The sequence below is a fragment of the Halomonas icarae genome (assembly GCF_009901955.1).
In the GTDB taxonomy this organism is placed as follows: domain Bacteria; phylum Pseudomonadota; class Gammaproteobacteria; order Pseudomonadales; family Halomonadaceae; genus Halomonas; species Halomonas icarae.
This window is the reverse complement of sequence record NZ_WUTS01000001.1, coordinates 2,802,414-2,829,152: the sequence shown is the minus strand read 5'-3', so window position 1 is coordinate 2,829,152 and position 26,739 is coordinate 2,802,414. Positions and strand designations below refer to the sequence as shown.

General features: G+C 64.4%; 25 protein-coding genes and 2 tRNA genes. 20 read left to right on the top strand and 7 right to left on the bottom strand.

Annotation, left to right across the window (positions count from 1 at the left end):
* Positions 1-10 precede the first annotated feature (10 nt).
* A complete protein-coding gene (xseA, locus tag GRB80_RS12920) occupies positions 11-1,381 on the bottom strand; it encodes an exodeoxyribonuclease VII large subunit (protein ID WP_161423842.1) in 1,371 nt (456 codons plus the stop codon).
* Between the two features lie 134 nt (positions 1,382-1,515).
* Here xseA and guaB point away from each other — a divergent pair, with 134 nt between their 5' ends.
* Complete coding sequence (gene guaB, locus GRB80_RS12915; protein ID WP_161423841.1) at positions 1,516-2,985, top strand: IMP dehydrogenase; 1,470 nt, start codon at positions 1,516-1,518, stop codon at positions 2,983-2,985.
* Between the two features lie 177 nt (positions 2,986-3,162).
* Entirely contained in the window at positions 3,163-4,740 is a 1,578-nt protein-coding gene (gene guaA / locus GRB80_RS12910; RefSeq protein WP_132045025.1) for a glutamine-hydrolyzing GMP synthase, read from the top strand.
* 280 nt (positions 4,741-5,020) lie between these two features.
* On the opposite strand, the gene GRB80_RS12905 is transcribed toward guaA, so the two are convergent.
* The gene (locus GRB80_RS12905; protein WP_161423840.1) at positions 5,021-5,353 is read right to left on the bottom strand and encodes a cupin domain-containing protein; all 333 of its coding nucleotides are present in this window, start codon (positions 5,351-5,353) and stop codon (positions 5,021-5,023) included.
* A 20-nt stretch (positions 5,354-5,373) separates the two neighbouring features.
* Between GRB80_RS12905 and GRB80_RS12900 the strand changes: the two genes are divergently transcribed.
* The 3 genes from GRB80_RS12900 to GRB80_RS12890 all read left to right on the top strand — a co-directional run bounded on the left by GRB80_RS12900 (position 5,374) and on the right by GRB80_RS12890 (position 8,658).
* Complete coding sequence (locus GRB80_RS12900; protein ID WP_132045021.1) at positions 5,374-5,925, top strand: cytochrome P460 family protein; 552 nt, start codon at positions 5,374-5,376, stop codon at positions 5,923-5,925.
* 384 nt (positions 5,926-6,309) lie between these two features.
* Positions 6,310-7,173 carry a putative RNA methyltransferase gene (locus GRB80_RS12895; RefSeq protein ID WP_161423839.1) on the top strand — a complete coding sequence of 288 codons (864 nt, stop codon included), beginning with the start codon at positions 6,310-6,312 and terminating at the stop codon, positions 7,171-7,173.
* Positions 7,174-7,371: 198 nt separating this feature from the next.
* Positions 7,372-8,658 (top strand): dicarboxylate/amino acid:cation symporter, encoded by a 1,287-nt coding sequence (locus GRB80_RS12890; protein ID WP_161423838.1) that lies wholly within the window; start codon positions 7,372-7,374, stop codon positions 8,656-8,658.
* A gap of 260 nt (positions 8,659-8,918) precedes the next feature.
* On the opposite strand, the gene GRB80_RS12885 is transcribed toward GRB80_RS12890, so the two are convergent.
* A complete protein-coding gene (locus GRB80_RS12885; protein WP_027960243.1) occupies positions 8,919-9,122 on the bottom strand; it encodes a cold-shock protein in 204 nt (67 codons plus the stop codon).
* 359 nt (positions 9,123-9,481) lie between these two features.
* Between GRB80_RS12885 and GRB80_RS12880 the strand changes: the two genes are divergently transcribed.
* The 6 genes from GRB80_RS12880 to nadA all read left to right on the top strand — a co-directional run bounded on the left by GRB80_RS12880 (position 9,482) and on the right by nadA (position 13,634).
* Positions 9,482-10,393, top strand: a complete 912-nt coding sequence (locus GRB80_RS12880; protein WP_161423837.1) for a segregation and condensation protein A — start codon at positions 9,482-9,484, stop codon at positions 10,391-10,393.
* Positions 10,390-11,253 (top strand): SMC-Scp complex subunit ScpB, encoded by an 864-nt coding sequence (gene scpB / locus GRB80_RS12875; protein ID WP_161423836.1) that lies wholly within the window; start codon positions 10,390-10,392, stop codon positions 11,251-11,253. The genes GRB80_RS12880 and scpB overlap by 4 nt, the downstream gene beginning before the upstream one ends.
* Positions 11,250-12,101 carry a 23S rRNA pseudouridine(2605) synthase RluB gene (rluB, locus tag GRB80_RS12870; RefSeq protein WP_161423835.1) on the top strand — a complete coding sequence of 284 codons (852 nt, stop codon included), beginning with the start codon at positions 11,250-11,252 and terminating at the stop codon, positions 12,099-12,101. The genes scpB and rluB overlap by 4 nt, the downstream gene beginning before the upstream one ends.
* Before the next feature lie 88 nt (positions 12,102-12,189).
* Positions 12,190-12,265: transfer RNA gene (locus GRB80_RS12865), tRNA-Lys, on the top strand.
* 28 nt (positions 12,266-12,293) lie between these two features.
* Positions 12,294-12,369 (top strand) — tRNA-Lys (locus tag GRB80_RS12860).
* Between the two features lie 236 nt (positions 12,370-12,605).
* Positions 12,606-13,634, top strand: coding sequence for a quinolinate synthase NadA (gene nadA / locus GRB80_RS12855; protein WP_161423834.1), 1,029 nt, complete (start codon positions 12,606-12,608; stop codon positions 13,632-13,634).
* Position 13,635: 1 nt separating this feature from the next.
* Here the strand turns inward: nadA and GRB80_RS12850 are convergent, their stop codons facing one another.
* Entirely contained in the window at positions 13,636-15,102 is a 1,467-nt protein-coding gene (locus GRB80_RS12850) for a M48 family metalloprotease (RefSeq protein WP_161423833.1), read from the bottom strand.
* Between the two features lie 134 nt (positions 15,103-15,236).
* Here GRB80_RS12850 and GRB80_RS12845 point away from each other — a divergent pair, with 134 nt between their 5' ends.
* Positions 15,237-15,485, top strand: coding sequence for a sulfurtransferase TusA family protein (locus GRB80_RS12845; RefSeq protein WP_132045007.1), 249 nt, complete (start codon positions 15,237-15,239; stop codon positions 15,483-15,485).
* The gene (locus GRB80_RS12840; RefSeq protein ID WP_132045005.1) at positions 15,482-16,582 is read left to right on the top strand and encodes an AI-2E family transporter; all 1,101 of its coding nucleotides are present in this window, start codon (positions 15,482-15,484) and stop codon (positions 16,580-16,582) included. The genes GRB80_RS12845 and GRB80_RS12840 overlap by 4 nt, the downstream gene beginning before the upstream one ends.
* 28 nt (positions 16,583-16,610) lie before the next feature.
* Here GRB80_RS12840 and GRB80_RS12835 read toward each other — a convergent pair whose 3' ends face one another.
* Positions 16,611-17,099: a peroxiredoxin gene (locus GRB80_RS12835; protein ID WP_132045003.1), complete on the bottom strand. Its 489-nt coding sequence runs from the start codon at positions 17,097-17,099 to the stop codon at positions 16,611-16,613.
* A gap of 224 nt (positions 17,100-17,323) precedes the next feature.
* Between GRB80_RS12835 and dapA the strand changes: the two genes are divergently transcribed.
* The 4 genes from dapA to purC are packed head-to-tail and all read left to right on the top strand — an operon-like array spanning position 17,324 to position 20,776.
* Positions 17,324-18,208, top strand: a complete 885-nt coding sequence (gene dapA / locus GRB80_RS12830) for a 4-hydroxy-tetrahydrodipicolinate synthase (RefSeq protein WP_132045001.1) — start codon at positions 17,324-17,326, stop codon at positions 18,206-18,208.
* Positions 18,209-18,253: 45 nt separating this feature from the next.
* Positions 18,254-19,219 (top strand): lipoprotein, NlpB, encoded by a 966-nt coding sequence (locus GRB80_RS12825; RefSeq protein WP_132044999.1) that lies wholly within the window; start codon positions 18,254-18,256, stop codon positions 19,217-19,219.
* Entirely contained in the window at positions 19,219-20,022 is an 804-nt protein-coding gene (locus tag GRB80_RS12820; RefSeq protein ID WP_132044997.1) for an MBL fold metallo-hydrolase, read from the top strand. Before GRB80_RS12825 ends, GRB80_RS12820 begins: the two co-directional genes overlap by 1 nt.
* Before the next feature lie 40 nt (positions 20,023-20,062).
* Positions 20,063-20,776 (top strand): phosphoribosylaminoimidazolesuccinocarboxamide synthase, encoded by a 714-nt coding sequence (purC, locus tag GRB80_RS12815; protein WP_161423832.1) that lies wholly within the window; start codon positions 20,063-20,065, stop codon positions 20,774-20,776.
* Positions 20,777-20,828: 52 nt separating this feature from the next.
* On the opposite strand, the gene tsaA is transcribed toward purC, so the two are convergent.
* Positions 20,829-21,554 carry a tRNA (N6-threonylcarbamoyladenosine(37)-N6)-methyltransferase TrmO gene (gene tsaA, locus GRB80_RS12810; protein ID WP_161423831.1) on the bottom strand — a complete coding sequence of 242 codons (726 nt, stop codon included), beginning with the start codon at positions 21,552-21,554 and terminating at the stop codon, positions 20,829-20,831.
* Positions 21,555-21,657: 103 nt separating this feature from the next.
* Between tsaA and GRB80_RS12805 the strand changes: the two genes are divergently transcribed.
* On the top strand, positions 21,658-22,197 hold the full coding sequence (locus GRB80_RS12805; protein WP_132044991.1) for a GNAT family N-acetyltransferase: 540 nt from the start codon (positions 21,658-21,660) through the stop codon (positions 22,195-22,197).
* Here the strand turns inward: GRB80_RS12805 and nadC are convergent.
* Positions 22,194-23,054 (bottom strand): carboxylating nicotinate-nucleotide diphosphorylase, encoded by an 861-nt coding sequence (nadC, locus tag GRB80_RS12800; RefSeq protein WP_161424351.1) that lies wholly within the window; start codon positions 23,052-23,054, stop codon positions 22,194-22,196. The genes GRB80_RS12805 and nadC overlap by 4 nt on opposite strands.
* A gap of 97 nt (positions 23,055-23,151) precedes the next feature.
* On the opposite strand from nadC, the gene ampD reads away from it, so the two are divergent.
* On the top strand, positions 23,152-23,733 hold the full coding sequence (ampD, locus tag GRB80_RS12795) for a 1,6-anhydro-N-acetylmuramyl-L-alanine amidase AmpD (protein ID WP_161423830.1): 582 nt from the start codon (positions 23,152-23,154) through the stop codon (positions 23,731-23,733).
* Positions 23,734-24,055: 322 nt separating this feature from the next.
* Complete coding sequence (gene aceE / locus GRB80_RS12790; RefSeq protein WP_161423829.1) at positions 24,056-26,734, top strand: pyruvate dehydrogenase (acetyl-transferring), homodimeric type; 2,679 nt, start codon at positions 24,056-24,058, stop codon at positions 26,732-26,734.
* The last annotated feature ends 5 nt before the right edge of the window (positions 26,735-26,739 follow it).

Here is a 26,739-nt window from a genome sequence, read left to right as displayed (position 1 = left end):
GCTTTCTGCGCTATCGGTTCGACCGCTTGCCGGTCGGAATATCGGCGTCATAAGGAAGTACCTCGAGTGTCAGGCGTCCATCCCCCAGGCGGGCGGACAGACGGTCGCCGGGGGCGGCGTCGTCGGCTCGTCGTACCACGCGCGCCTGTTCATCCTCGAGTATCGCATAGCCACGGCCCAACACCGCCAGGGGACTGACGGCATGCAGCTCCCTGGCGACTGCTGTCAGACGCTCGCGATGACGCGCCAGCACCCGCGGTGCCGCGATGCTCAGACGCTGGCTTGCCGTCTCGAGGCGGCGTTCGGCCAGTGCCAGTTGGCGGCCGGGCGGGTGTGCCGTCAGGCGGCGCTGCAGTTGGGCCTGGTGCCGGCTGGCCTCGGTCAGGCGCGCCTGAAGGGCTCGCGTCAGTCGTCCGGTCAGTTGTGCCAGCGCCTGGCGCCGGTGCTGCAGCTTCTCGCCAGGATGACGCAGTCGCGCCCGCTGGTGATCCAGGCGCTGACCCTCGCCATCGAGGCGAGACTGGATCGCGCGCATCAGGCGAGCCTGGAGCATCGCCAGACGGTGGCCGAGATCGTGGCGATCCGGCACCAGTCGTGCCGCTCCCGCAGAGGGGGTGGGGGCGCGTGCATCGGCGGCAAAGTCGGCAAGGGTCGCATCCACCTCGTGGCCCACCGCCGACATGATCGGCAGTCGCGAATGGAAGATCGCCCGGGCCAGGTGCTCGTCGTTGAAGGCCCACAGGTCCTCAAGGCTGCCGCCGCCCCGGGTGAGGAGGATGACGTCGCGGTCCGGGGCGAGATTCGCTTGGCGATTGAGTAATCCTAGCGCCGAGATCATTGTCGGCACCGCCTCGCGCCCCTGTACCGCCACTGGAATCAGCGTCACGTTCACCATGGGCCAGCGTGCGGCAAGCACCGCCAGTACGTCGCGAATCGCCGCACCGGTAGGCGATGTGATGATCAGCAGGTGGCGTGGCGGGCAGGCCAGAGGGCGGGCGTTGGCGAACACGCCTTCGCTGTCGAGTCGTGACTTGAGCCGTTCATAGGCCGCCAGCAGCTCGCCCAGGCCGGCGGCCTGCACCGCTTCCGCGATCAGCTGATAGTCGCCTCTCGGCTCGAAGACCGACAGCCGCCCGCGTACCTTGACCCGGTCACCGTCGCGCATCGGCGCCCCGACGAAGCGTGCACGGCTCCGAAACAGGGCGCCGCGCAGCTGGGCATGCTCATCCTTGAGGGTAAAGTAGACATGACCGGAGCTGGGGCGCGAGACCCCGGAGAGCTCGCCCTCGACCCAGATATCGCCGAAGCGCCCCTCCAGCAGCTGCCGGGCGCTATGGTTGAGTTCGCTGACGGATAGGGGTGGGGCATCGGGGTGGCTCATGGCGCGGGCTCCTCGGATATCAGGGGCAGGGTAGCATGGAGTCGTGTTGGTTCGTGACGTGGCCCGCCTTCGCCCGTTATAATGGTGGATTAACTTACCTCCCTTCTCCCACCAGCTCACTGGGTGTTGCCGATATGCTACGTATGGCCCAAGAAGCTCTTACGTTCGATGACGTATTACTCGTCCCCGGGTATTCCGAGGTCCTGCCCAACGACGTCAGCCTACGGACCCGGCTGACACGGGATCTCCACCTGAACATCCCGCTGGTCTCCGCCGCCATGGACACGGTGACAGAGGCGCGACTGGCCATCGCCATGGCCCAGGAAGGGGGCATCGGCATTATTCACAAGAGCATGACCATGGCGCAGCAGGCCGCCGAGGTGCGCAAGGTCAAGAAGCACGAGAGCGTGATCGTCAAGGATCCGGTCACCGTTGGCCCCAAGGCCAAGCTGGCCGACCTGCTGGCGATGGCCGAGGAGCACGGCTTCTCCGGCTTCCCGGTGGTGGAGGGGGAAACCCTGGTGGGCCTGGTGACCGAGCGCGACATGCGCTTCCAGCCCAACCACGGCGACAGCGTCGCCGACATCATGACCCCCGGCGAGAAGCTCGTCACCGTGCCGGTGGGCACCACCCTCGACGTGATCAAGGGCAAGATGCAGGAGCACCGCATCGAGAAGATGCTGGTGGTCGATGACGAGAACCGCCTGCGCGGCCTGGTCACCTTCCAGGACATCGAGAAGGCTCGCACCTTCCCCAACGCCGCCAAGGATGCCGACGGCCGCCTGCTGGTCGGCGCCGCGGTGGGCACCGGCCCCGAGACGCCGGACCGCGTGGCCGCCCTGGCCGAGGCCGGGGTCGATGTGGTGGTGGTTGACACCGCCCACGGCCACTCCAAGGGCGTGATCGAGCGCGTGCGCTGGGTGAAGGAGAACTTCCCGCAGATCCAGGTGATTGGCGGCAACATCGCCACCGCCGAGGCCGCCAAGGCGCTCGCGGAAGCCGGCGCCGACGCCGTCAAGGTCGGCATTGGCCCGGGCTCCATCTGCACCACTCGCGTGGTGGCCGGCGTCGGCGTGCCGCAGATCACCGCCGTCTCCAACGTCGCCGCGGCCCTGGTGCCCTACGACATTCCGCTGATCGCCGACGGCGGCGTGCGCTACTCCGGCGACCTGGCCAAGGCCGTGGCGGCCGGTGCCAGCACCGTGATGGCCGGCGGCCTGCTGGCCGGCACCGAGGAGGCTCCGGGCGAGATCGAGCTTTTCCAGGGCCGCACCTACAAGGCCTACCGCGGCATGGGCTCCATGGGCGCCATGTCCCAGACCCAGGGCAGCGCCGACCGCTACTTCCAGGACAAGGACGCCGGCGCCGAGAAGCTGGTGCCCGAGGGCATCGAAGGCCGCGTGCCCTACAAGGGCATGATGAGCGCCATCGTCCACCAGCTGATGGGCGGCCTGCGGGCCTCCATGGGCTACACCGGCTGCCGCGACATCCAGGAGATGCGCACCAAGCCGCAGTTCGTGCAGATCACCGGGGCCGGCTTCAACGAGTCCCATGTGCACGATGTGCAAATTACCAAGGAAGCCCCCAACTATCGGGCTGGTTAAAAAGCGCCGCTGGAATGGCGCCATGCGTTGTTGAAAACGGCCTCGGCATGCTCATTGACAGACTCGTCAACTCCGCTGCCTCGGCCGTTTTCGCCTAGCCTGACGCTCATCCAGCAACGCTCGCAGGATTTTCTACGTATTTTCAGCCTTGGCCTAGATGCCCTAGCGGATGCTTTCATGACCGATATTCACGCCCACAAGATCCTGATCCTCGACTTCGGCTCCCAGTACACCCAGCTGATCGCCCGCCGCGTGCGCGAGATCGGTGTCTACTCCGAGGTTCGCGCCTTCGATATCAGCGAGGCCGAGATTCGCGAGTACGCCCCCAACGGCATCATCCTCGCCGGCGGCCCCGAGTCGGTCACCGAGCTGGATTCGCCCCGTGCCCCGCAGTGCGTGTTCGAGATGGGGCTGCCGGTGCTCGGCATCTGCTACGGCATGCAGACCATGGCCGAGCAGCTTGGTGGTGCCGTCGAGGGCTCTCATGTTCATGAGTTCGGCTATGCGCAGATTCGTCTCGACGCTGAAACGGCGCTGTTCAAGGACATCTCGGATCACATCGATCACGACACCGGCAACAGCCTGCTCGATGTCTGGATGAGCCACGGTGACAAGGTCTCACGGGTGCCCGACGAGTTCATTGTGACCGCCTCCACCCCGAGCTGCCCGATCGCCGCCATGGCCTGGGAGGAGAAGCGCTTCTTCGGGGTGCAGTTCCACCCCGAGGTGACCCATACCCTGCAGGGTCAGCGTATCCTCGAGCACTTCGTGCTCGACATCTGCGGCAGCGAGCGCAACTGGACCCCGGCGCAGATCATCGAGGATCAGATCGCCCGCGTGCGCGACCAGGTAGGCGATCGTCACGTGCTGCTCGGCCTCTCCGGCGGCGTCGACTCCTCCGTGGTCGCCGCGCTGCTGCACAAGGCCATCGGCGACCAGCTGACCTGCGTGTTCGTCGACAACGGCCTGCTACGCAAGGCCGAGGGCGACCAGGTGATGGAGACCTTCGCCAAGCACATGGGCGTCAAGGTGATCCGCGTCGACGCCGAGGACCTGTTCCTCGACAAGCTTAAGGGCGTCGACGAGCCCGAGGCCAAGCGCAAGATCATCGGCAACACCTTCATCGACGTGTTCGATGCCGAGGCCGCCAAGATCGAGGGCGTGGACTTCCTGGCCCAGGGCACCATCTACCCGGACGTGATCGAATCCGCCGCCGCCAAGACCGGCAAGGCGCACGTGATCAAGTCGCACCACAACGTGGGCGGCCTGCCCGAGACCATGAAGCTCAAGCTCGTCGAGCCGCTGCGCGAGCTGTTCAAGGATGAGGTGCGCAAGCTCGGCGTCGAGCTCGGCCTGCCCTACGACATGGTCTACCGTCACCCCTTCCCGGGGCCGGGCCTGGGCGTGCGCATCCTCGGCGAGGTGAAGAAGGAGTACGCCGACATCCTGCGCGAGGCCGACGCCATCTTCATCGAGGAGCTGCACAACGCCGGCTGGTACCACAAGACCAGCCAGGCCTTCGCCGTCTTCCTGCCGGTCAAATCGGTTGGCGTGGTAGGCGACGGCCGCCGCTACGAGTGGGTGATCGCCCTGCGCGCCGTGGAGACCATCGACTTCATGACCGCCCGCTGGGCGCACCTGCCCTACGAGCTGCTGGAGAAGGTCTCCAACCGCATCATCAACGAGATCACCGGCGTCTCCCGCGTGACCTACGACGTGAGCAGCAAGCCGCCGGCCACCATCGAGTGGGAGTGATCGCCGGGGCAGGGCGGATAAGAGTCGCCTAGCCCCGCCGCATCATCCGGGTCATACGAAAGCCTGCCGTTATCGGCTAATGCCAGTCAGTTAACGCTGACCGGCATTACAATTAGACCCCGTTCCCGTTCCCGTTCCCGTTCCCGTTCCCGTTCCCGTTCCCGTTCCCGTTCCCGTTCCCGTTCCCGTTCCCGTCCCTCGCGGCGTCGGCGCTGCGCCATCCCCGCGGCGAGCAGCCGGTATGCCGGCGGAATACCTTGGTCAGCGCCGAGGGGCTGCTCTAGCCCACCTGGCCGACGGTGTCGCGAAACAGGCTGGCGAAGCGGGCCCGGGACATGCCCGCCTCGCGGGCCAGCCCGTTCAGCGTCCAGTCGGCCTCCGGCCGGTCGTGCAGGGCGATCAGCGCCTTGACCAGCTTGGGGTGAGCCATCCCCGCCAGCAGCCCCGATTCCACTTCGCCGGCATCCATCAGATAGCGCAGTAACTGGATTGCCAGCAGTTCACATAGCCGATCCAGAGCGGCCTGTCGGCCGCAGCGCTCCTCCCGCATCTCCGCCAGCGTCAGTTCCAGTGTGCCGCCTACACTGTCAATTGCCGGCGATCGTCCCGGCACCCGAACAGGAGGAGCGGATCATGACAACCATCAATGCTTTTGGGCTGGCGACGTTGCTGGCGCTGACCGGCCTTCCCGCCCTCGCCGCCGATCTGGCGACGACGACCTACCGCGAACACGTGGACGGCGAGGGCGGCATCTCGCTCCCGGCGGAGGTCCGGGGCCGCTGGGTTCACCTCGGCTCCTGGGTGATCAATGACGCCGAGGCCCCCGGGGCCGGCTTCCACGACGTCTATACCCAGCCCGAGGCCGCGCGGGCCTATCAGGAGAGCGGTGAGTTCGCCGATGGCACCGTCCTGGTCAAGGAGATCCGCAGCGTCGAGGCCGGTGACAAGACCACCGGACCGGCCCTGTGGGCCGGCGAGCCGCAGATCTGGTTCGTGATGGTCAAGGACAGCCGGGGGCGCTTTGACGGCCCCCACTGGGGCGAAGGCTGGGGCTGGGCGCTGTTCAAGGCCGACGCGCCGGAGCAGAACGTGTCCGAGAGCTTCGAGGGCACCTGCAAGGGCTGCCATGTACCGGCGCAGCAGACCGACTGGGTATTCGTCGAGGGCTACCCGACGCTGCGCTGAGCGGCGCCGAGGCTACCAGCGAACCGCACAGCGGTTTCTGCCTGCGTGCTTGGCCCGGCACATGATGGCATCGGCCCGCTGGGTCGCGGCCTGGGCGTTGGCATCATTCGGCCGAAGCGGGTGACGCCGATGCTCACCGTGAAACGGAAGGGGAGATCGTCGGCGTCGATCGAGGTCTCGGCGGCGGTGTCGACAAAAGAGCGGCGGTTGGCCAGACCGACTAGTGGATCGTTACTGGCCTGGTCACCCGCGTATAATGTCCTCACTTGGTACGGCATTGGGCAGGGCTCGATGGAGCGACCGTGAATACAGCCGCGGTGTAGGGGCGCCATGCATCGTGGAATGAAGCATCGCGGAATGAATGTAGCAGAGGAGGGGTGACCCATGAGCACCACATCGTTCGAGGCGCTGGCTTGCCCGCTGGACGGCAATGTCCTGCACAAGGGCGTCAGCACCTGGTGCTGCGCGGCCGGACACAGCTTCGATATTGCCCGCCAGGGTTACGTTCACCTGCTGCCGGTGCAGAACAAGCGCTCCGGGGATCCCGGCGACAGCAAGGCGATGGTGTCGGCGCGGCGGCGCTTTCTTGAGGCCGGCCACTATCGGCCCATCGCCGAGGCCGTCGCTAGCGCCGTGCTGGCCGAAGTGCCGGGTGAGGGTACTCTTTGCTGCCTGGATGCCGGTTGTGGCGAAGGTTACTACCTGCGCAAACTGGCCGATGTCGCATCCGGGATCGAGGGGGCGCCAGGCAAGGCGCCGGCGCTAGCGCTACTGGGCGTAGATATCTCCAAGTGGGCGGTGCTCGCCGCCGCCAAGCGCCAGGGGAGCGCCACCTGGGTGGTGGGTACCAACGCCCACCTGCCGGTCCAGACTAGCTGCGTTGATCGCGTGCTGTGCCTGTTCGGCTTCCCCGTCTATGCCGAGTTCGCCCGCGTGCTGAAGCCGGGCGGCGAGCTGCTGATGGTCGAGGCCGGGCCGGACCATCTGCGTGAGTTGCGCGAGATCATCTACCCGAGCCTCAAGCCACCCCGAGAGGGCGGCGAGATCGTGCCCGAGGGGTTCGCCCGGCGACTCGGCGAGACGCTACGCTTCGCCATCGAGCTCGAGGGTGCCGAGCCCATTGCCGATCTGCTGGCGATGACGCCGCATCTGCATCGTGCCAGTGCCGAGGGGCGCGAGAAGGCCGCGGCCCTGACCTCGCTCGCCCTCACCGTGGACGTGCGACTGACACGGCTGGTGCGAGAATGATGTGATTCAGGTGTTCGGCCCCGTCCCGATCTTGCGCTACCTGGTGCATGCTTCGGCGAGCCTTGGGTCCAACGCCACGATGGCAGTGATGTCGAGCACAAGGCACATAGCGTTATAAGCTATTAACTTTACAGTCTTTGCACACCGGGCTCTGTGTGTCTATGGTCCGCGGCGCTCTTTCATTTTGACGAGGTCCCTATGTCGACGCTCCTGACATCCCTGTGGCACGGCTATCGCGATACCTCGCTGATCCTGCGCGTGAGCATCGCCCTGGTGCTGGGCGTGGTGGTCGGCCTGGTCGGCGGGCCTGCCGTGGCCGAATGGCTGGCCCCACTGGGCGAGCTGCTGATGCGACTGCTGAAGTTTATCATCCTGCCCATCGTGCTATTCACCCTGATGTCGGGGGTCAATCAGGGCGCTTCCGGTAGCCTCGGGCGCATCGGCCGCAAGGTGTTTCTCTACTACCTGGCCACCTCGGCCCTGGCCATCGCCGTGGGGCTTGCCGTGGCGACCCTGCTGTCGCCGGGGGAGGGGATGTCACTGCAGGGGGCCGGTTCCGTCTCGGTGCCCGACAATCCCGGTATCCTCTCGGTGGTGCTCGGCATCGTGCCGAACAATATCGTTGCCGCCTTCGCCGAGCAGGATCTACTGGGCATCATCTTCATCGCGTTAGTCTTTGGTCTGGCCGTGTCGAAGATGCGTCAGTCCGAATCCCAGTCGGAGCTGGGTGAACGGCTCTACGGCCTGATCGAGGCGCTTAACACCGCCACGCTCAGGGTGATGGATGGAATTCTTCACGTCGTGCCGGCCGGGGTCTTCGCCATCGTGGCCAATACCGTCGCCGACCAGGGCCTCGCGACCCTGCTGTCGCTGGGCGATATGGTGGTGGTGCTCTATCTGGCGCTGGGTGCGCAGCTACTGGTCTATCTCGGCCTGCTCAAGGGCTTCGGTGTGCCGGCTCGCGCCTTCTTTCGCGAGGCGCGCACCCCCATGGCCACCGCCTTCGCCACCCAGAGCAGCGCCGGCACCCTGCCGCTGACCCTGGGCGCCGCGAGCCGCCTGGGCCTGCCGCGTAGCCTCTACGGCTTCAGCCTGCCACTGGGTGCGACGCTGAACATGGATGGGGCGGCGATCCGCATCGCCATCTCGGCGGTGTTCGCCGCCAACGTGATGGGCGTGCCACTGGATTGGGCGAGCATGCTGCAGATCGTTGTAGTAGGCACGCTGATCTCGGTGGGTGCCGCCGGGGTACCGGGGGCCGGCATCGTGATGATCGCGACGGTGTTCTCTCAGGTAGGCTTGCCTATCGAGGCCGTGGCGCTGCTGACCGCCATCGATGCTCTGGTGGGCATGGGCTGTACCGCACTCAACGTGACCGGCGACCTCGTTGGCACGGCGGTCATCGACCGCAGCGAACGTAGTCGGAGCCCCTCGTCGATGGCTTCACAGGCAGTCAAAGCTACCGACCCTGCCCAGCATCGCTAATCTCGGCTCAGGTTTGCCTACGCGTTTCACAGGCCTGCCAGTGTGATGCTGGTGGGCTTTCTTGCTATTGAGGGCTGGTCACTGCGGAAGAGGCGGAAGGGTGTCAGCCTGGAAGAGGGGTATCTGGAAAAGGGCTACATAAGCCCGAAGAAACCTTGAGGAGGGCAACAACCTTGAGGAGGGCAACAACGAAACAGGGCTCGCCGAAGCGAGCCCTGTTTCACGAACCGTGAGGTTCGTGCGCGTTCATGATCCGGAGATCAGAGCGGCTTGATGTTGGAGGCCTGGAGGCCCTTCTTGCCCTGGGTCACGTCGAAGGAGACGCTCTGACCTTCCTGCAGGGACTTGAAGCCTTCAGCCTGAATCTCGGAGAAGTGGGCGAACACGTCATCACCGCCGTCAGACGGAGAGATGAAGCCAAAACCCTTGGAGTCGTTGAACCACTTTACGGTACCAGTCGTCATAATAAATCCTTTCGCGCTTAGCGCCTTGCAAAGTTCCTGGTGTCACCCAGATGTATAGCGGGTAAAACAAGAATGATCTGACAGGCGGTCGAAAGAATTCGAATGCTGCTGAAACCATGCTGCTTGCCAACCAACTGGCGCTACGGTCTCATTGTTGTGGCTCCGGGTCAAAGACTTTCGTGATTTATTTTTGGTGGGCTCGTCGAAGGAGCCGGCCCAGCCGGTTCCGCAGCCGTTGAGGGACGGCGCGGATGGCGCCATCACCGCGCGGGCTGTGGGCAACCTCAAGACGCTGTTTCCATGGGTGCGCTCTTGCTAGACTGCGCCGTTGATTCTGCGTCCCCGGAGAGGCACGCCGCGTGAGTGCTACCCCCGATACCCCCAGCCTCGAACAGACCCCCGCCGGCCAGGCCGAGGTGCTCGGCAGGCTGTTCGATGAGCCGATTACCGAGCTGCCGGAGGACCTCTATATCCCGCCGGAGGCGCTGCGGGTCTTTCTCGAAGCCTTCGAGGGGCCGCTCGACCTGCTGCTCTACCTGATTCGCCGACAGAACCTGGATATTCTGGCCATCGATGTGGCCGCCATCACCCGGCAGTACATCGAATACGTCGAGCTGATGAAGGCCATGGAGATCGAGCTGGCGGGCGAATACCTGCTGATGGCGGCGATGCTTGCCGAGATCAAGTCGCGCACCCTGCTGCCACGCCCACCCAAGGAGGGAGGCGACGACGAGGAGGAGGATCCGCGCGCCGAGCTTATTCGCCGCCTGCAGGAGTATGAGCGGTTAAAGAGTGCCGCCGAGTCGCTGGCCGAACTGCCTCGGCTGGGGCGGGACTGGTTCCCGGCTCGGGCGGCACTGCCGCCGCTGGAGAGCCGGGTGATCCACCCCGATGTCGGACTGGATCAGTTGCTGGGCGCCCTGACCGGTATCCTGCGGCGTGCCGAGCTCAACCAGACCCACCAGGTCAGCCGCGAGGTGCTGTCGACCCGCGAGCGCATGTTGGCGATCATGGAGCGGCTCGAGGGCGGTCGCTTCGTGCCCTTCGAGGCGCTGTTCGCGCTGGAGGAGGGGCGTGCCGGTGTCGTGGTGACCTTCATGGCGATTCTCGAGTTGGCCAAGGAGTCGATGATCGAGGTCGTGCAGAACGCACCATTGTCGCCCCTTCATGTCCGCGCCCGAGTCGCCCCAGTCGAGGGTGTCGAACAGGGTGATTCCGAAGATGGGGGAGAGAGCCCCTTCGAGGAGGAAGGCGAGGAGGTTGGGCCATGATGGCCGAGGAAGCGCCCGGCGGGCTGGATGAGATCCTCGAGGCTGCGCTGTTGGCCGCCGGAGAGCCATTGGCGGTGGAGCGCCTGGAGGCCCTGTTTGACGACCATGAGCGGCCACCTCGCCGCGCCCTGCGCGAGGCGCTGGAGCGCCTGCGTGGCCGCCATGAACGGGGTGCCATGGAGCTGATCGAGACGGCCTCGGGCTATCAGCTGCGCATCCGCCCACGGCTCTCTCCCTGGGTGTCGCGACTATGGGATGAACGGCCCCAACGCTACTCCAGGGCCCTGCTCGAGACCCTGGCGCTGATTGCCTACCGCCAGCCGGTTACCCGTGGCGATATCGAGGAGGTGCGTGGGGTCTCGGTGAGCGGCTCGATCATGCGCACCCTGCTCGAGCGTGGCTGGGTTCGCGTGGTGGGCCATCGTGACGTGCCGGGGCGACCCGCGGTCTATGCGACCACTCGCAGCTTTCTCGACGACTTCGGTCTCAAGACGCTCGATGAGCTGCCCCCCATGCATGAACTCAAGGCGTTCGAGGGGGCGGAGCAGATGGACGCCTTCGATGAAGAGGCGTCGCCGCCCGACCAGACCGACATTCTGGCCCAGGCGGATAGGGTGCAAGATGAGGGTGACGGTGAGGCGTCCGAGGGCGCTACACTATCCGAGGCGTCGATCGCGATCGATTCCTCCAGCGAGCCCGCCGAAGAGGGCGGCCTCGATCACGCCGAGAAGGCGTCCGAGCGGACAGATCTGAGCTTCGCCGATCTCGAGGCGCGTCTGTCCGAACGTGCCCGGAGCCGCGTCGCTGATGACGCTGCTGCGGGGGCGGAATACACATCCAGTGAGAATGAAGATTCATGAGCAATACCAGCGAAAAACTGCAGAAGGTCCTGGCACGAGCGGGGCTTGGCTCGCGCCGCGAGATGGAAGCTGCCATCGCCGCCGGTCGCGTCCAGGTCAATGGCCAGGTGGCGACTCTGGGCGATCGTATCGAGACCCGCGACAGGGTGCTCTTCGATAACCGACCGGTGACCCTGCGTGCCGCCGAGGAGGTGCCGCGGCGAGTGATCATGTACAACAAGCCCGAGGGTGAGCTGTGTACTCGCAAGGATCCCGAGGGGCGTCGTACCGTGTTCGACCGGCTCCCGCGCCTCAAGGGCGAGCGCTGGATCGCCATCGGTCGCCTGGATATCAACACCAGTGGCCTGCTGCTGTTCACCACCGATGGTGAGCTTGCCAACCGCCTGATGCACCCCTCCACTCAGGTGGAGCGGGAGTATGCGGTGCGGGTGATGGGGGAGGTGACCCAGGAGCATGTGGTGGCCATGGTCGAAGGCGTGATGCTTGACGACGGCCCGGCGCGCTTCACCGACGTGCAAGAGTTTGGCGGTGAGGGCATCAACACCTGGTTTCACGTGGTGATCATGGAGGGGCGCAATCGCGAAGTGCGTCGGCTCTGGGAGTCGCAAGGTCTTACCGTCAGTCGGCTCAAGCGGGTGCGCTACGGCAATATCTTTCTCGACAAGCGTGCCAAGGCCGGCGAGTGGGTGGAGCTCTCTCAGGAAGAGGTCGATGATCTGGCCGAACTGGCAAGCCTGCCGGCCCGCAAGGTGCCGGAGCTGACGCCGGACGAGAAGAACCGCTGGAGCCGCGACAAGCACAAGCGCAAGCCGGTTCAGGCGATGCGCAAGCCGAGGGCGCGTCGCTGACGGCGGACTCAGTCAGCAGAGGCCAAAAGAAGTAAAAAAAGTCTTGCCAGGCCGCAGGTGTATCAGTATTATCTGCCCCCGTTCGGAAGGGTCGTTAGCTCAGTTGGTAGAGCAGTTGGCTTTTAACCAATTGGTCGTAGGTTCGAATCCTACACGACCCACCACTCCGGACACTGGCTTGCTTGCAAGCTCGGGTCGTTAGCTCAGTTGGTAGAGCAGTTGGCTTTTAACCAATTGGTCGTAGGTTCGAATCCTACACGACCCACCAATTCAGACGCCCCGGTCTCCCAGAGACCGGGGCGTTTTTTGTTGGTGCGAGGGGGTGGCGAGAGGTTTTCGGCCGGCGCTGGTCAATACACCGGCGATATGGTCTAGAATAGAGGGCGAGCCGGCAGGCGACAGACGCAGCCGAGCTCATTGGCGCATCTCGCCACGCGGAGGGCGTGGAAGAGATGCTCCCATCCTCTGCAGGGGGAGCCCCTGCCGGTCACAGTGGTAGACACGATGACGATCATGACTTCCCGTGCCGAGGTGCGTGAGCACCTGGCCCGCACCTATTGTCCCACCCGTATACCCGCCCAGGATCAGGCGCGCATCGAGGAGATCAAGCGGCTTCTCGAGGCCAACAACGCCGTTCTGGTGGCCCATTACTACACCGACGATGCCATCCAGCAGCTGGCCGAGGAGACCGGAGGCTGCGTGGCCGACTCCCTGGAGATGGCTCGCTTCGGCGCCCGGCATCCGGCCGATACCTTGGTGGTGGCCGGTGTACGCTTCATGGGAGAGACCGCCAAGATACTCTCCCCGGAGAAGCGAGTGTTGATGCCGACCCTGGAGGCGACCTGTTCGCTCGATCTGGGGTGTCCGGCCGATGAGTTCAGCGCCTTCTGCGACCAGCACCCCGACCGCACCGTGGTGGTCTACGCCAACACCTCGGCGGCGGTAAAGGCGCGTGCCGACTGGGTGGTAACCTCCTCCATCGCCGTGGAGGTGATCGAGCACCTCCAGGCCCGTGGCGAGAAGATCCTGTGGGCGCCGGACAAGCACCTGGGGGGCTATATCCAGAAGCAGACCGGTGCCGACATGCTGCTGTGGGACGGTGCCTGCATCGTCCACGAAGAGTTCAAGTCCAAGGGGGTTGAGGACCTCAAGGCGCTCTATCCGGAGGCCGCGGTGCTGGTGCACCCGGAGTCGCCGGCGGCGGTGGTGGAGCTGGCCGATGTGGCGGGCTCGACGTCTCAGCTGATCCAGGCGGCCAAGGAGCTGCCCAATGACAAGCTGATCGTTGCCACCGATCGTGGCATCTTCTTCAAGATGCAGCAGGCGGTGCCGGAAAAGACGCTGTTCGAGGCACCTACGGCTGGCAATGGTGCCACTTGCAAGAGTTGTGCCCACTGCCCCTGGATGGCGATGAACGGGCTGGATAACCTGGCCGATGCCCTGCGTCATGGGCTCGGTGAAATCCAGGTCGATACAGGGCTCCGCCATGCGGCGCTGAAGCCGCTGGAGAGGATGCTCAACTTCAAGCGCTAGGCTACTGAAACTTCTCGAGCGTTTCGCGATAGCCGAGGAATGCCTCGTAACGCTGCTCGATGCGTGCCGCCGCGGTCATATTGCCTTCTCGTTCGGCTACCCTACGAGCCACGCCCAGCTGGCGGATGGCATCGGTGATGCGTCCGGTAAGCTGCTGGTATTCGGCGCGGGCCAGGTGGCCCAGGGCCTCGCGGCCGCTACGTCCCGCCGCCTCGGCGAGTAGTGCAAACACGCGATGGTCCTCGGGGCGCCTCTCGGCCAGGTCGCGCAGGAGTCGCCAGGCCGCCTCAGGATCACGCTGGAGTTGTGCTTCGGCGAGGGTGAGGCTGGTCGGCACATGACCCGGAACCAGGCGCAACAGGCGCCGGCTGCGTTCAATGGCGTCATCGGTGCGTCCCGCGGCGAAGGCCGTTTCGGCCGCTGTAGCGGGGATCAGGGTGAGGTCAGGCTGCTCTCGCGCCAGGGCATCGAGCTGGCGCAGCGCCTCATCCGTATCGCCGTGTTCGGCGCTGATCAAGGCCGCCAGATAACGCTCCGCCAGTCGTGGAGCGCCGTCCTGGCTCAGTCGAGTTTGCGCCCGGCCGGGGTCCCCCTGATGGATCGCCAGCAGGGCACGGGCGCGCACCAGGTGGTACTGCAGGCCATCTCGTTGTCCCTGCACCGAGAGCTTGGCGGCGCGAGAGGCGGTATCACTGATGCGTGACTCGGTCAGCGGGTGGGTGAGCAGGAACTCGGGAGGAGTGCCGCCCTGCAGGCTGGCCAGTTGCTGCATGGCGCGAAACATCGAGACCATGGACTCGGGGTCGTAGCCGGCTTCCGTCATGATCTGCAGGCCCAGCCGGTCGGCTTCCTGTTCATAGCGTCGCGAATAGGTCAGCTGATCCTGGATAAAGGCGGCCTGGGAACCCATGGCGACGCCAATGCCCGCACTTCCCCCGCCGGCGGCGGCGATCAGCATGCCAGCCAGCATGGCGGCCATGGCCGGAACCTGGGTCTGTTCGGCGCGAGCCTGGCCGCGCGCGAAGTGGCGTTGGGCCAGGTGACCGAGTTCATGGGCAAGCACCGAGACCAGCTCCGCCTCCTGTTCGGCGAAGGCGAACAGTCCGGCATTGACGCCGACCACCCCGCCCGGCACCGCGAAGGCATTGAGGCGATGGCTGTCGACCAGCGTCACAATCAGCTCATTGGTCCCGATTCCGCCATGGGAGGCGAGGCGAGCGAGCAGCGCCTCGACATAGCCCTGGGCGATGGGGTCCTGCCATTCGGGGACCCGGGCGCGAAACTGGCGCAGCCAGGCGCGACCCAGTCGATACTCTTCGCTGCTGGCGGCCCGATGGTCCGGAGCTGACAGGCTGGGCAGGTCGGCGCTGCCTTCCCAGCCGGGCTCGATCCACTGGCCGCTGGCAGGCAGTGCCAGGGACAGCCCCACCAACAGGGTGATAGCACGAGGGAAGGGGCGTGACGGCATGGGCAAGCTCTCCTTGGGGCGAGGCGGGCCCACACTCTGACATTGATTCGCCTCGCAAAGTGCCTTTAAATCCTAGGGTTTCCCGCCGCTGGTCAAGCCAGGTGGCGATATCCCGCATTCTTCAGGGAGTCTACATGTCTCTGCAACCCGACCAAGTACTCGATGTCTGCGGACTGCCTTGCCCGCTCCCCCTGCTCAAGGCCAAACAGGCGCTCTCCCGGCTCGAGGTTGGTCAGCTTCTCGAGGTAAGGGCCACCGACGCCGGCTCCTGGGGGGACTTTGCCACCTATATCGCGCAGAGCGCTCACGAAATGCCCGCCAGGGAGGAGCGCGACAGTATTTACCACTACTGGATCCGCAAGGGCGAGGGGCGCGCTTCATGACCCTGCGTTCCGTGCTCAGGGGGTGGGTCGATCGCTATCTATCCGATGAGGAGGCGGTAATCCTGCTGCTGGTCCTGGTGCTCGGCATCGCGGTGGTGGTCTTCCTGGGGCGTATGCTGGCACCTTTCCTGACGGCGCTGGTGATCGCCTTTCTGCTTCAGGGGGCGGTGAGCTGGCTCGAACGGCGACACGTTCCCCATCTTCTGGCCGTGATCCTGGTGTTCCTCTTCTTCCTTGGATTGTTGCTGGCAATGGCCCTTATCCTGATGCCGTTGATCTGGAATCAGCTGGTAGGGCTGGTGCAGGAGACGCCACGGATGTTCGCTAGTGGCCAACAGCTGCTCGACGATCTGCAGGAGCGTTACCCCCAGCTGGTCACCCCGGATCAGATACAGAACTGGATCGCCGTGGCCGGCCGCGAGATGACCCAGTTCGGGCAGCGCGCATTGACCCTTTCTCTGGCTTCGCTGGGTAACGTCCTGGCGCTGATCATCTATCTTGTGCTGGTGCCGATTCTGGTGTTCTTCCTGCTCAAGGATCGTGAGCGACTGGTCGACTTCATCCTGTCGCTGCTTCCTCGCAAACGCACCCTGATGACCCGTATCTGGCATGAGATGGACAGCCAGATTGCCAACTATGTGCGCGGCAAGTTTATCGAGATCATGATCGTGGGCACGACGGCATTCCTGACCTTTGCCTTTTTCGGGCTGCCATATACCGCATTGCTGGCGGTACTGGTGGGGTTCTCGGTGTTGGTGCCGTATATTGGCGCCGCGGTGGCGACCCTGCCGGTGGCCGCCGTGGCGGGCTTTCATTTCGGCATGAGCGACCAGTTCCTCTATGTGCTGATCGCCTATGGCGTCATTCAGGCGCTGGATGGCAATGTACTGGTGCCGGTGCTGTTTTCCGAGGCGGTCAACCTGCATCCGGTATCGATCATCGTGGCGGTGCTGTTCTTCGGCGGCGTCTGGGGGTTCTGGGGTGTCTTCTTTGCCATTCCGCTGGCAACTCTGATCAAGGCGCTGGTCTATGCCTGGCCCCGTGGAGTCAAGCGTCTTCGGCAGGACGAAGGGGGGGAGGTGATGGCAGGGGAGTGAGGGCCGCTCCAGGCGGCCCTGCCCGCTGTTACTCGGTGTCGCCGGTGCTCTTGTTCAGGGCCTGGGCCCTCTCCAGGACTTCCTGGGCGTGGCCCTTGACCTTGACCCCGCGCCACTCGTGAGCCAGCTTGCCCTCGCTGTCGATCAGGAAAGTGCTGCGCTCGATGCCGAGGTGCTCCTTGCCGTACATCTTCTTGAGCTTGATTACGTCGAACAGCCGGCAGAGTGTCTCCTCCTTGTCGGAGATAAGGGGGAAGTTGAATGCCTGCTTTGCCTTGAAGTTCTCCTGAGCCCTAATGCCGTCCCGGGAGGCGCCGAGCACCACGGTATTGGCAGCCTCGAACTCCTCCAGGCGATCGCGGAAGTCACCGCCTTCGGTGGTGCAGCCGGGGGTGCTGGCCTTGGGGTAGAAGAAAATTACAACCTGGCGGCCCTTGATCTCGGACAGGGTAACGCTCGTGTCCCCGGTGGCGAGGGCCGTGAAGTCGGGAACCGGCTGACCGATGCTGACGCTCATGAAGATCTCCTGGGTGAGTAAGTCACGGAGCGTCGATTACACGCAACCCCCGATCGTCTGTCAAAGAGGTCGGTGGAATCTGGTTGCGTCGCTGTACAGGCCTGGGCCGCCTGAGTACCATTTGAACCTTGGGGGCAGCGACCTGCCCTTTTTTGGGCGCCGCTAGGGCCGGGGCGCCGAGAGGCAATCGAGCCGGCAGCAGTCGAACCGAGAGGATAGAGAGGATGGTCACGGGAAGCATCGTCGCCCTGGCGACGCCGATGAAGGTCAATGGCGATATCGATTGGGAGGCGCTGCGTCGCCTGGTGAACTTCCATCTCGACCATGGCACCGATGGCATCGTCGCCGCCGGTACCACCGGCGAGCCCACCACCATGTCATTTGCCGAACACTTCGATGTGATTCGGGCGGTGGTGGAAGAGGTTGACGGACGGATTCCGGTGATTGCCGGTACCGGTGCCAATGCTACCTCCGAGGCCGTGGAGCTGGCTCGCTATGCCAGCGAGGTTGGTGCAGACTACTGCCTCTCGGTCTGTCCCTACTACAACAAGCCAACCCAGGAGGGGCTCTACCGCCACTTCAAGGCGGTTGCCGAAGGTAGTGAGCTTCCGGTGATCCTTTACAATGTACCAGGCCGCACCTGCTCCGATCTCTACAACGAGACCGTGCTGCGTCTCGCCGAGGTCGACAATATTGTCGGGCTAAAGGATGCCACCGGTAATCTGGAGCGTGCCGAGGACCTGATCAATCGTCTAGCGGGCAGTGGCTTCATGCTCTACTCGGGTGATGATGGCACCGCCTGCGACTTCATGCTGATGGGCGGACACGGAGATATCTCTGTGACGGCCAATGTGGCGCCCCAGGCCATGCACGACCTATGTGTCGCCGCGGTGGCTGGAGATGCCGAGCGAGCGCATCAGCTCAATACCCGCCTGATGCCGCTGCATACCAATCTCGGCATCGAGGCTAACCCGATTCCGGTTAAATGGGCGCTCAATCGCATGGGGCTGCTCGAGCCGGGTATTCGTCTGCCGCTCACCTGGCTATCCGAGAAGTACCACTCCACCATCAGCGAAGCCCTGCAGCTGGCCGGTCTGATCGACGACTGATCGGCGCTGCGCCGGCCCTTGGACAACTGGATGCAAGGTAGACCCATGAACTCAGCGCTGAAATGGCTGCCGCTGGCGATGCTCGTCGCCTTGGCTGGCTGTGCCCGTGATGGCGGTTATTATCACGATCGTAATATCGACTATGCCGATGCCCGTCAGGCGGCGCCTCTGGCGCTGCCCAAGAGTCGTGCGGCCGAACGCTATCGCGATGTCATGCCGATACCCGAGATTGCAGGCGACTTTCGCGGCTCGACGGAAGGCTTCGAGGCGCCGGCACCACAGCCACTGGGGATGGGGCGCATTCAGCGAGAATTCGTAGAATCCCGCCGAGTGGGCGATGACGCCTGGCTGGTGGTGGGAGCCGCGCCAGACAGCGTCTGGCCACAACTGGAGAGCTTCGCGCGTAGCCGTGGCCTGGGAGTGGTCACGAGCGATTCGAGTCGCGGGGTGGTCGAGACACGCCAAGGGCGATTGAGTGTTCGGCAGGGGCTGCGCGCCGGGGACAGCGAGGTGCGCTGCGACCAGGCAGGGCGATCTGTGGAGGCCTGCCTGGATGCTCTCGAGCAGTATTTCAGTGCACGTAGCGCCACGGCGTCGAGCACCGCCTCGTTGCAGGCCCAGCGATTGGCCGGCGGGGAGCGTCTGCGCCTGGTTCAGCGGGGCGACGAGTGGATGGTCGATGTGCCATTGGATATCGATCGCACCTGGGCCGAGCTCAACCACCAGCTCGAGCAGGACTTCACCGTCGAGGATCGCCGTGAGCTGCTGAACAGCAACTCGAGAGACTACAGCTTTCTCGTGAGCTACATGACGGTGACGGAGCGAAACCGTAACCCGCTTCAAATCGTCTTCAGTGCCGACGTTCGTAAGATGCATCAGCAGATTCGCCTGGAGCTGGAGCGCGAGGACTCCGATAGGACCCTACTGCGGGCGATAAATGTCAGCGAGCGTGACTTCAGTGCCGAGGACCGGCGTGAACTGCTGGAGCGGGTGGCGAGCCTGCTGCGCTGATGGGAGAGGCCGATAACACCGTCGCGCGGCACCGCGGGCGGCTGCATTTTGCATCGCTGGGCAGTGGCAGCAAGGGTAATGCGACCCTGGTCAGCGACGGCGAGACTCACCTGCTGGTGGACTGTGGCTTCACGCTGCGCGAGGCAGAGCATCGCCTGGCCCGTATGGGCCTGCACCCACGGCAGCTCGATGCCCTACTGGTGACCCATGAGCATGGCGACCATATTCGTGGAGTTGGCCCCCTGGCTCGTCGCTATGGGGTGCCGGTATGGTTGACACCAGGTACCTGGGGCAGCGGCCGTCTGGGTGAACTGCCCAAACGCCACTGGATCACTCCCCAGGCGCGCTTCGCCGTGAAGGGGCTGTCTATCGACCCGGTGACCGTGCCGCATGATGCCCGCGAGCCGGTACAGTTTCGTATCCAGGGCGGTGAGCGACACCTGGGTCTGCTTACCGACCTCGGACACCCCACCGAGCATGTCGCCCAGGCCTTTGCCGGCTGCGATGCCCTGGTGCTTGAGTGCAACCATGATGTCCGGATGCTTGCCGAGGGCCCCTATCCACCACGCCTCAAGCGGCGAGTGGGAGGCGACTGGGGGCATCTGGCCAATACTCAGGCGGCAACACTGCTGACCCGGCTCGGCCTCGACCGCCTGCAGCGAATCGCCTGTTCGCATCTATCTGAACACAACAATCGCCCCGAGCTGGCGCTGGAGGCTTTGACGCCACTGCTCGACGGTGACACATCGCGGTTGATGGTAGCCTGCCAGGACGATGGCCTGGCATGGCAGGCCATCGCCTGAGCTGCAACCTTCCAACTGACCAAGCCCTCCGGAGGCTTCCATGGAAAAGCGTCAAGAACTCTACGCCGGCAAGGCCAAGTCGGTCTTCACCACCGATGACCCGGATCGCGTCATACTGCAATTCCGCGATGACACCAGCGCCTTCGACGGCGAGCGCATGGAGTCGCTGGACCGTAAGGGGATGGTCAACAACCGCTTCAACGCCTTCATCATGGAGACGTTGACCGCAGCGGGGGTGCCCACCCACTTCGAGAAGCGCCTCTCCGACACCGAAAGCCTGGTCAAGACGCTGGAGATGATTCCGGTGGAGTGCGTGGTGCGCAACATTGCCGCGGGCAGCCTGGTCAAGCGGCTGGGCGTGACCGAGGGGGAGGCGCTCTCGCCGCCCACCTTCGAGCTGTTTCTCAAGAATGACGCCCTGCACGATCCCATGATCAACGAGTCGTTGGCCGAAACCTTCGGCTGGGCGACCGCCGACCAGCTGGCCGAGATGAAAGCACTGACCTTCAAGGTCAACGCGGTGCTCAAGCAGCTGTTTGCCGATGGCGGCCTGCTGCTGGTGGACTACAAGCTGGAGTTCGGTCTCTTCAAGGGGCAGCTCGTGCTGGGCGATGAGTTCTCCCCGGACGGTTGCCGTCTGTGGGACGCTAAGACGCGCGAGAAGCTCGACAAGGATCGCTTCCGCCAGGGCCTCGGTGGCGTGATCGAGGCCTACGAGGAAGTCGGTCGTCGTATCGGGGTCAGCTTCGACTGAAGCAGAGCCGTCACATTGGCGTCACCAGGGGCCCTGCGGGGCCCTTGATCGTTCATTCAGGCACGATCTCCAGTACCTCCAGAAGCCTGCTGCCATCGGGTGTAGCCACAACACGAAAGCGTATATCCAGCTCGCGCAGGCGAACGCCATAACGGCGTGTCTCATCGTCGTCTCGATAGGCCGGTCGTGGGTCCTGGCTCAGTACCTCCTCGATCAGTGAGCGCAGCGAGGCCGCGTCATCACGCTTGGCTAGCGTCGCTTCGGCTGCGTGAGCGAAGCATACTGGAAGCTGGAGAGGAGCCTCGGGAGCGAAGCCGGCGCGGGCCTCAGGCCTGGCTTCTGCCCAGGGCAGGTAAGGTTTGATATCCAGCACCGGAGTGCCGTGCACCAGGTCGGCACCGGCGAGCCGCAGCCTGACACCGTCCCGGGTGTCGACCCCGATCAGTTCGACAAGCGAGAGCCCCAGGCGGTTGGGGCGATGCGTGCTGCGACTGGCGAAGACTCCGACCCGACGATTGCCGCCAAGGCGTGGCGGCCGCACCAGTGGTGTCCAGCGTTCGGGGCTGTGGTGGAAGAGAAAGGTGAGCCACAGGTGGCTGAAGGCCTCCAGCCCCCTGACCGTCAGCGGGTCGTCATAGGGCGGGAGTAGCTGGAGGGCGGCGCGTGCCGATGGGGCGAGACCGGGCTGCCGGGGTACGCCGAACTTGTCGGGGAAGTCGCTCTCGATAATGCCGATGGGCGACAGGCTGATGGCCGGGGGGGAGGAGTGATCGCTCATGGAGGTCATTATGCCTGGCCCCGCACAGGCCGGCGACCGTGGTTGGCCTGTCGGCTCTGGGTTGTGTAGTCTCTCGGCAGTCATCAACGTTGCGAGACATCCCATGGGTGAAACGGCTGCTGTGCCGAAGAGCGAGGCCCCGCGCTGCCCCGCACCGCGAATACGCTACCGCGAGGCCCTGGCGCGAGACGCCGGCGACCAGGCCGAGATCTTTCATCATGCGGTGATGCAGGGTGCAGCCGCGCACTACACCAGGCCACAGCGTGACGCCTGGGTCTCGGCGTTGCCGCGAGAGGCGTGTGCCTGGGCGGCGCGACAGGCCCTCTATACCACTCTGGTGGCGGAGTGTGACGGCCGCTGCGTCGGCTTTCTCGAGCTGGAGCCCCTTGCCGGCCGCATCGTGACGCTCTATGTGTGGCCTTCGCTGGCGCGTCGCGGCATCGGTTCAACGCTATTGATTCACGCCGAGCGACTGCTGATCGAGCGCGGAGTGTCTCGTGCCAGCATCGAGGCGAGCCTGATGCTGGCCGTGGGGCTGGAACGGCGCGGCTGGCGCGACCTTGGTCATGAGTATGTGGAGCGCAACGGTGAGCGGCTGTCTCGCCATCGGCTGGAGAAGTCGCTGGTCGCGCTGCAGACCTAGTCTTCCAGGCGCATGGAGAGGTCGATCGCCTTGACATCCTTGGTCAGGGCGCCGCTGGAGATGCAGTCGACCCCGGTGTCGGCGATGGCGCGCAGCGTACTCCTGTCGACGTTGCCGGAAGCCTCCAGGATCGCCTTGCCGGCGTTGCGGCGTACGGCCTCCCGTAGTTCGTCGAGGCCGAAATTGTCGAGCATGATGATGTCGGCATCGGCCGCCAGGGCCTGGTCAAGCTCGTCGAGGCTCTCCACCTCCACTTCTACCGGCAGGTCGCTCGCGATGCGGCGGGCCTCGCTCACCGCCGCCTCGATACCACCGCAGGCGGCGATATGGTTCTCCTTGATCAGAAAGGCATCCCATAGCCCGATGCGATGGTTATGACCTCCGCCGCAGGCCACCGCATACTTCTGCGCCAGGCGCAGCCCGGGCAGGGTCTTGCGGGTGTCGAGCAGGCGCACGCCGGTGTCGGCGATCAGGTCGACGTAGTGGCGGGTATGAGTGGCGGTAGCGGATAGCGTCTGCAACAGGTTGAGTGCCGCGCGCTCGCCGGTCAGCAGGCTGCGCGCCGCCCCCTCCAGCTCGAGGAAGCATTGGCCGGCCTTCAGGGTGTCTCCGTCGGCGGCCAGCCAGCGCAGGGTCACCGTGGCATCGAGGCGGCGGAACAGTTCATCGACCCAGGCCACCCCGCACAGCACGCAGTCATCGCGGGTGATGACGCGAGCCCTGGCGAACTGCTCGGCAGGAATCAGTTGGGCGGTGATATCGCCCGGGCCAACGTCCTCGGCCAGCAGGCGGGCGGCGGCATCGCGAATCTCTTCGACGAGCTTGTTGTGGTAAGGCAGGGCGTCCTGGAAGTCCATGCGGGTCACTCGTGGGGTTGGCGCCGGCGCGGGGTGGCCGGAGTGGTCAAGGAGGTCCATTATAGGGAATCCACACCGGCGACGTCAGGGGAGACGCATGGCGATTGAAGAGGGTTGGCTTGCCGAGGCGCGGCGAGTGCCATCGCCCAACTGTGACGAGCGGCCGCATGATGAAGTGTCGCTGCTGGTGCTGCACTCCATTAGCCTGCCGCCGGGTGAGTATGGTGGAGCGCATATCGAGCACCTCTTCACCAACCGGCTGGACCCCGAGGCGCATCCCTTCTTCGTTTCCCTCCAGGGGCTGCGCGTGTCGGCTCACCTGCTGATTCGTCGCAGTGGCGAGTGCGTACAGTTCGTGCCTTTCCAGCGCCGGGCCTGGCATGCCGGGCGTTCCAGTTGGCACGACGGTGCGCGTTTGCGCACCGCGCTCAATGACTTTGCCATTGGCATCGAGCTGGAGGGTAACGAGGTCTCTGCCTATACCGGTGCCCAGTATCAGCGCCTGGTCGAGGTGACGCTCGACCTTTTCGGCGCTTACCCTCAACTGGACGCGTCGCGTATCACAGGACATGCTCAGGTGGCTCCGCTGCGCAAGAGTGACCCGGGGCCCGCCTTCGACTGGGCCTACTTTCATCAGCGGCTACACGAGTGCCAAGCTGCCGGTCTGATCGTAGACTAGCGCCAACGCTAGGGCGCTCGCTTGCTTCATACGGTAGTTTAACTACATCCCCTTGACCTTCGTCGATTTTCTTTCTGGTTCAAATGCTAACTCCTTGTGCTGCGGTGCAGTATGGTTGATTTGGAAACCATTTCCATTTGTGCTTGCTTTGGCAGTTGGCGAGGTTTACTGTATCTTTCGCAAAGAAACGACGGTTTTTTCGCGTCGTGACGTAATAAAATTACACAAAATCCCGGGGTGTGATGCCTCTCTGGCAGTAGAACGCCCTGCCTTCCGCGCAGCAGCGGGCATGCAACATCCATCGTCATTCGGAGAGACGTCTATGAGTCTGGAGGCAAGAGAGGATCTCGACCCGGTCGAGACCGCAGAGTGGTTGGAAGCCCTCGAATCAGTCCTGGAGTACGAGGGCGAGGAGCGTGCCCGGCACCTGCTGACCCGCCTGGCCGACCGCCTGCGCCGTGACGGTACCCAGCCCCCTTTCTCGGCGACCACGCCTCATCGCAACACGATTCCTGTGCATCGCGAGGCGCCGATGCCGGGGGATCTCTTCATGGAGCGCAAGATCCGCTCGATGATCCGCTGGAACATGGCGGCGATGGTTACCCGGGCGAACCGCAAGCACAAGGGCATCGGTGGCCACCTGGCCAGCTACATGTCCAGCGCAACTCTCTATGAAGTGGGATTCAACCATTTCTTCCGCGCTGCCAACGGCGATTTCAAGGGCGACCTGGTCTTCATTCAGGGCCACAGCTCCCCGGGCATCTACGCCCGCGCCTTCCTCGAAGGCCGCCTTACCGAGGAGCAGATGGACCGCTATCGCCAGGAGGTTGACGGCAACGGTCTCTCCTCCTACCCGCACCCCTGGCTGATGCCCGACTTCTGGCAGCTGCCCACGGTTTCCATGGGCCTGGGCCCGATCATGGCCATCTATCAGGCCCACGTGATGAAGTATCTGGATCAGCGTGGCCTGCAGCCGATGCAGGACCGCAAGATCTGGTGCTTCCTCGGCGATGGCGAGTGTGACGAGCCGGAATCCCTGGGCGCGATTCACCTGGCCAGCCGTGAAAAGCTCGATAACCTGATCTTCGTGGTCAACTGCAACCTGCAGCGCCTCGACGGTCCGGTGCGGGGTAACTCGCGCATCATGGACGAGCTCGAGGGTGTGTTCCGAGGTGCCGGCTGGAACGTGATCAAGGTGGTCTGGGGGCGCCTGTGGGATCCGCTCTTCGAGAAGGACAGGAAGGGGGTGTTGCAGAAGGTCATGGATGAGACCGTCGATGGCGAATACCAGAACTGCAAGGCCATGGGTGGCGGCTATACCCGGGAGCACTTCTTCGGCAAGTACCCCGAGACCGCCGAGATGGTCAAGGACATGTCCGATGACGACATCTGGAAGCTCAACCGTGGTGGCCATGACCCGTTCAAGGTCTATGCGGCCTACCATGAGGCGGTGAACAACGCCAACGGGCGTCCCACCGTGGTGCTGGCGCATACCGTCAAGGGCTACGGCCTGGGTGTCGATGGCGGCGAGGCGGACAACGAGGCGCACCAGGTCAAGTCCATCGACGACCCCGAGGTGCTCAAGCGCTTCCGCGATCGCTTCGGCATTCCCGTTTCCGACGAAGCGATCGAGCACGAGATCCCCTATTACAAGCCGGCCGACGACACCCCGGAGATGAAGTACATGCATCTCCAGCGTGAGCGCCTCGGTGGCTATCTGCCGGCACGCCAGCACGACTTCGAGCCGCTCGATATCCCTGGCCTGGACGACAAGATCTTCGCCAGCCAGCTGGGGGGGACGAAGGGGCGCGAGGTCTCCACCACCATGACCTTCGTGCGGATTCTCAATGGTCTGGTGAAACACAAGTCGTTCGGCAAGCAGGTGGTGCCGATCGTGCCCGACGAGGCCCGCACCTTCGGCATGGAGGGCATGTTCCGCCAGCTGGGTATCTACAGTCCCGGCGGTCAGAAGTACGAGCCCATGGACAAGGGCCAGCTGATGTTCTATCGCGAGGACAAGGCCGGTCAGGTCCTCGAGGAGGGCATCAACGAGGCGGGCGCCATGTCCTCGTGGATCGCCGCGGCAACCTCCTACGCCAACAATGGCCTGCCGCTGCTGCCGTTCTATATCTACTACTCGATGTTCGGTTTCCAGCGCATCGGGGACCTGGCCTGGGCCGCCGGCGATATGCAGGCACGCGGCTTCATGGTCGGGGGAACCGCCGGACGCACCACGCTCAATGGCGAGGGGCTGCAGCATCAGGATGGCCACAGCCACCTGCAGGCGGCGATGATTCCCAACTGCCGCAGCTACGACCCGACCTATGCCCATGAGCTGGCGGTCATCGTACAGGATGGCCTGAAGCGCATGTTCGTCGACAAGGAGAACTGCTTCTACTACCTGACGGTGATGAACGAGAACTACGAGCATCCCGAGATGGAGGAGGTACCCGCCGAGGACATCATCAAGGGCATGTACCTGCTGCGCGAGACCCAGGGAGACAAGGCCCGGGTTCAGCTGATGGGCTCCGGCACCATCCTGCGTGAGGTGGAGGCCGCCGCCGAGCTGCTGCGCGACGACTGGGGCGTGGGCGCCGACATCTGGAGTGTACCCAGCTTCAACGAGCTGCGCCGTGAGGCGCTGGCGCTGGATCGCCAGGCCTTCCTCAACCCCGAGGCCGAGCCGGCCAAGCCCCATGTGACGCGCTGTCTCGAGGGGCGTCAGGGGCCGGCCATCGCCTCTACCGACTATATGCGCCTGTTCGCCGATCAGGTGCGAGCCTGGGTGCCCACCGACTTCCATGTGCTGGGTACCGACGGCTTCGGGCGTTCGGACACTCGGGAGAAGCTCCGCGAGTTCTTCGAGGTTGACCGTCACTTCGTGGTGGTGGCGGCGCTCAAGGCGCTGGCCGAGCGCGGCGAGCTCGATCGCAAGGTGATCGGCGAGGCGCTGAGCAAGTACAACATCGATCCGGCCAAGCCGAATCCGCTGACCGACTGATCCGG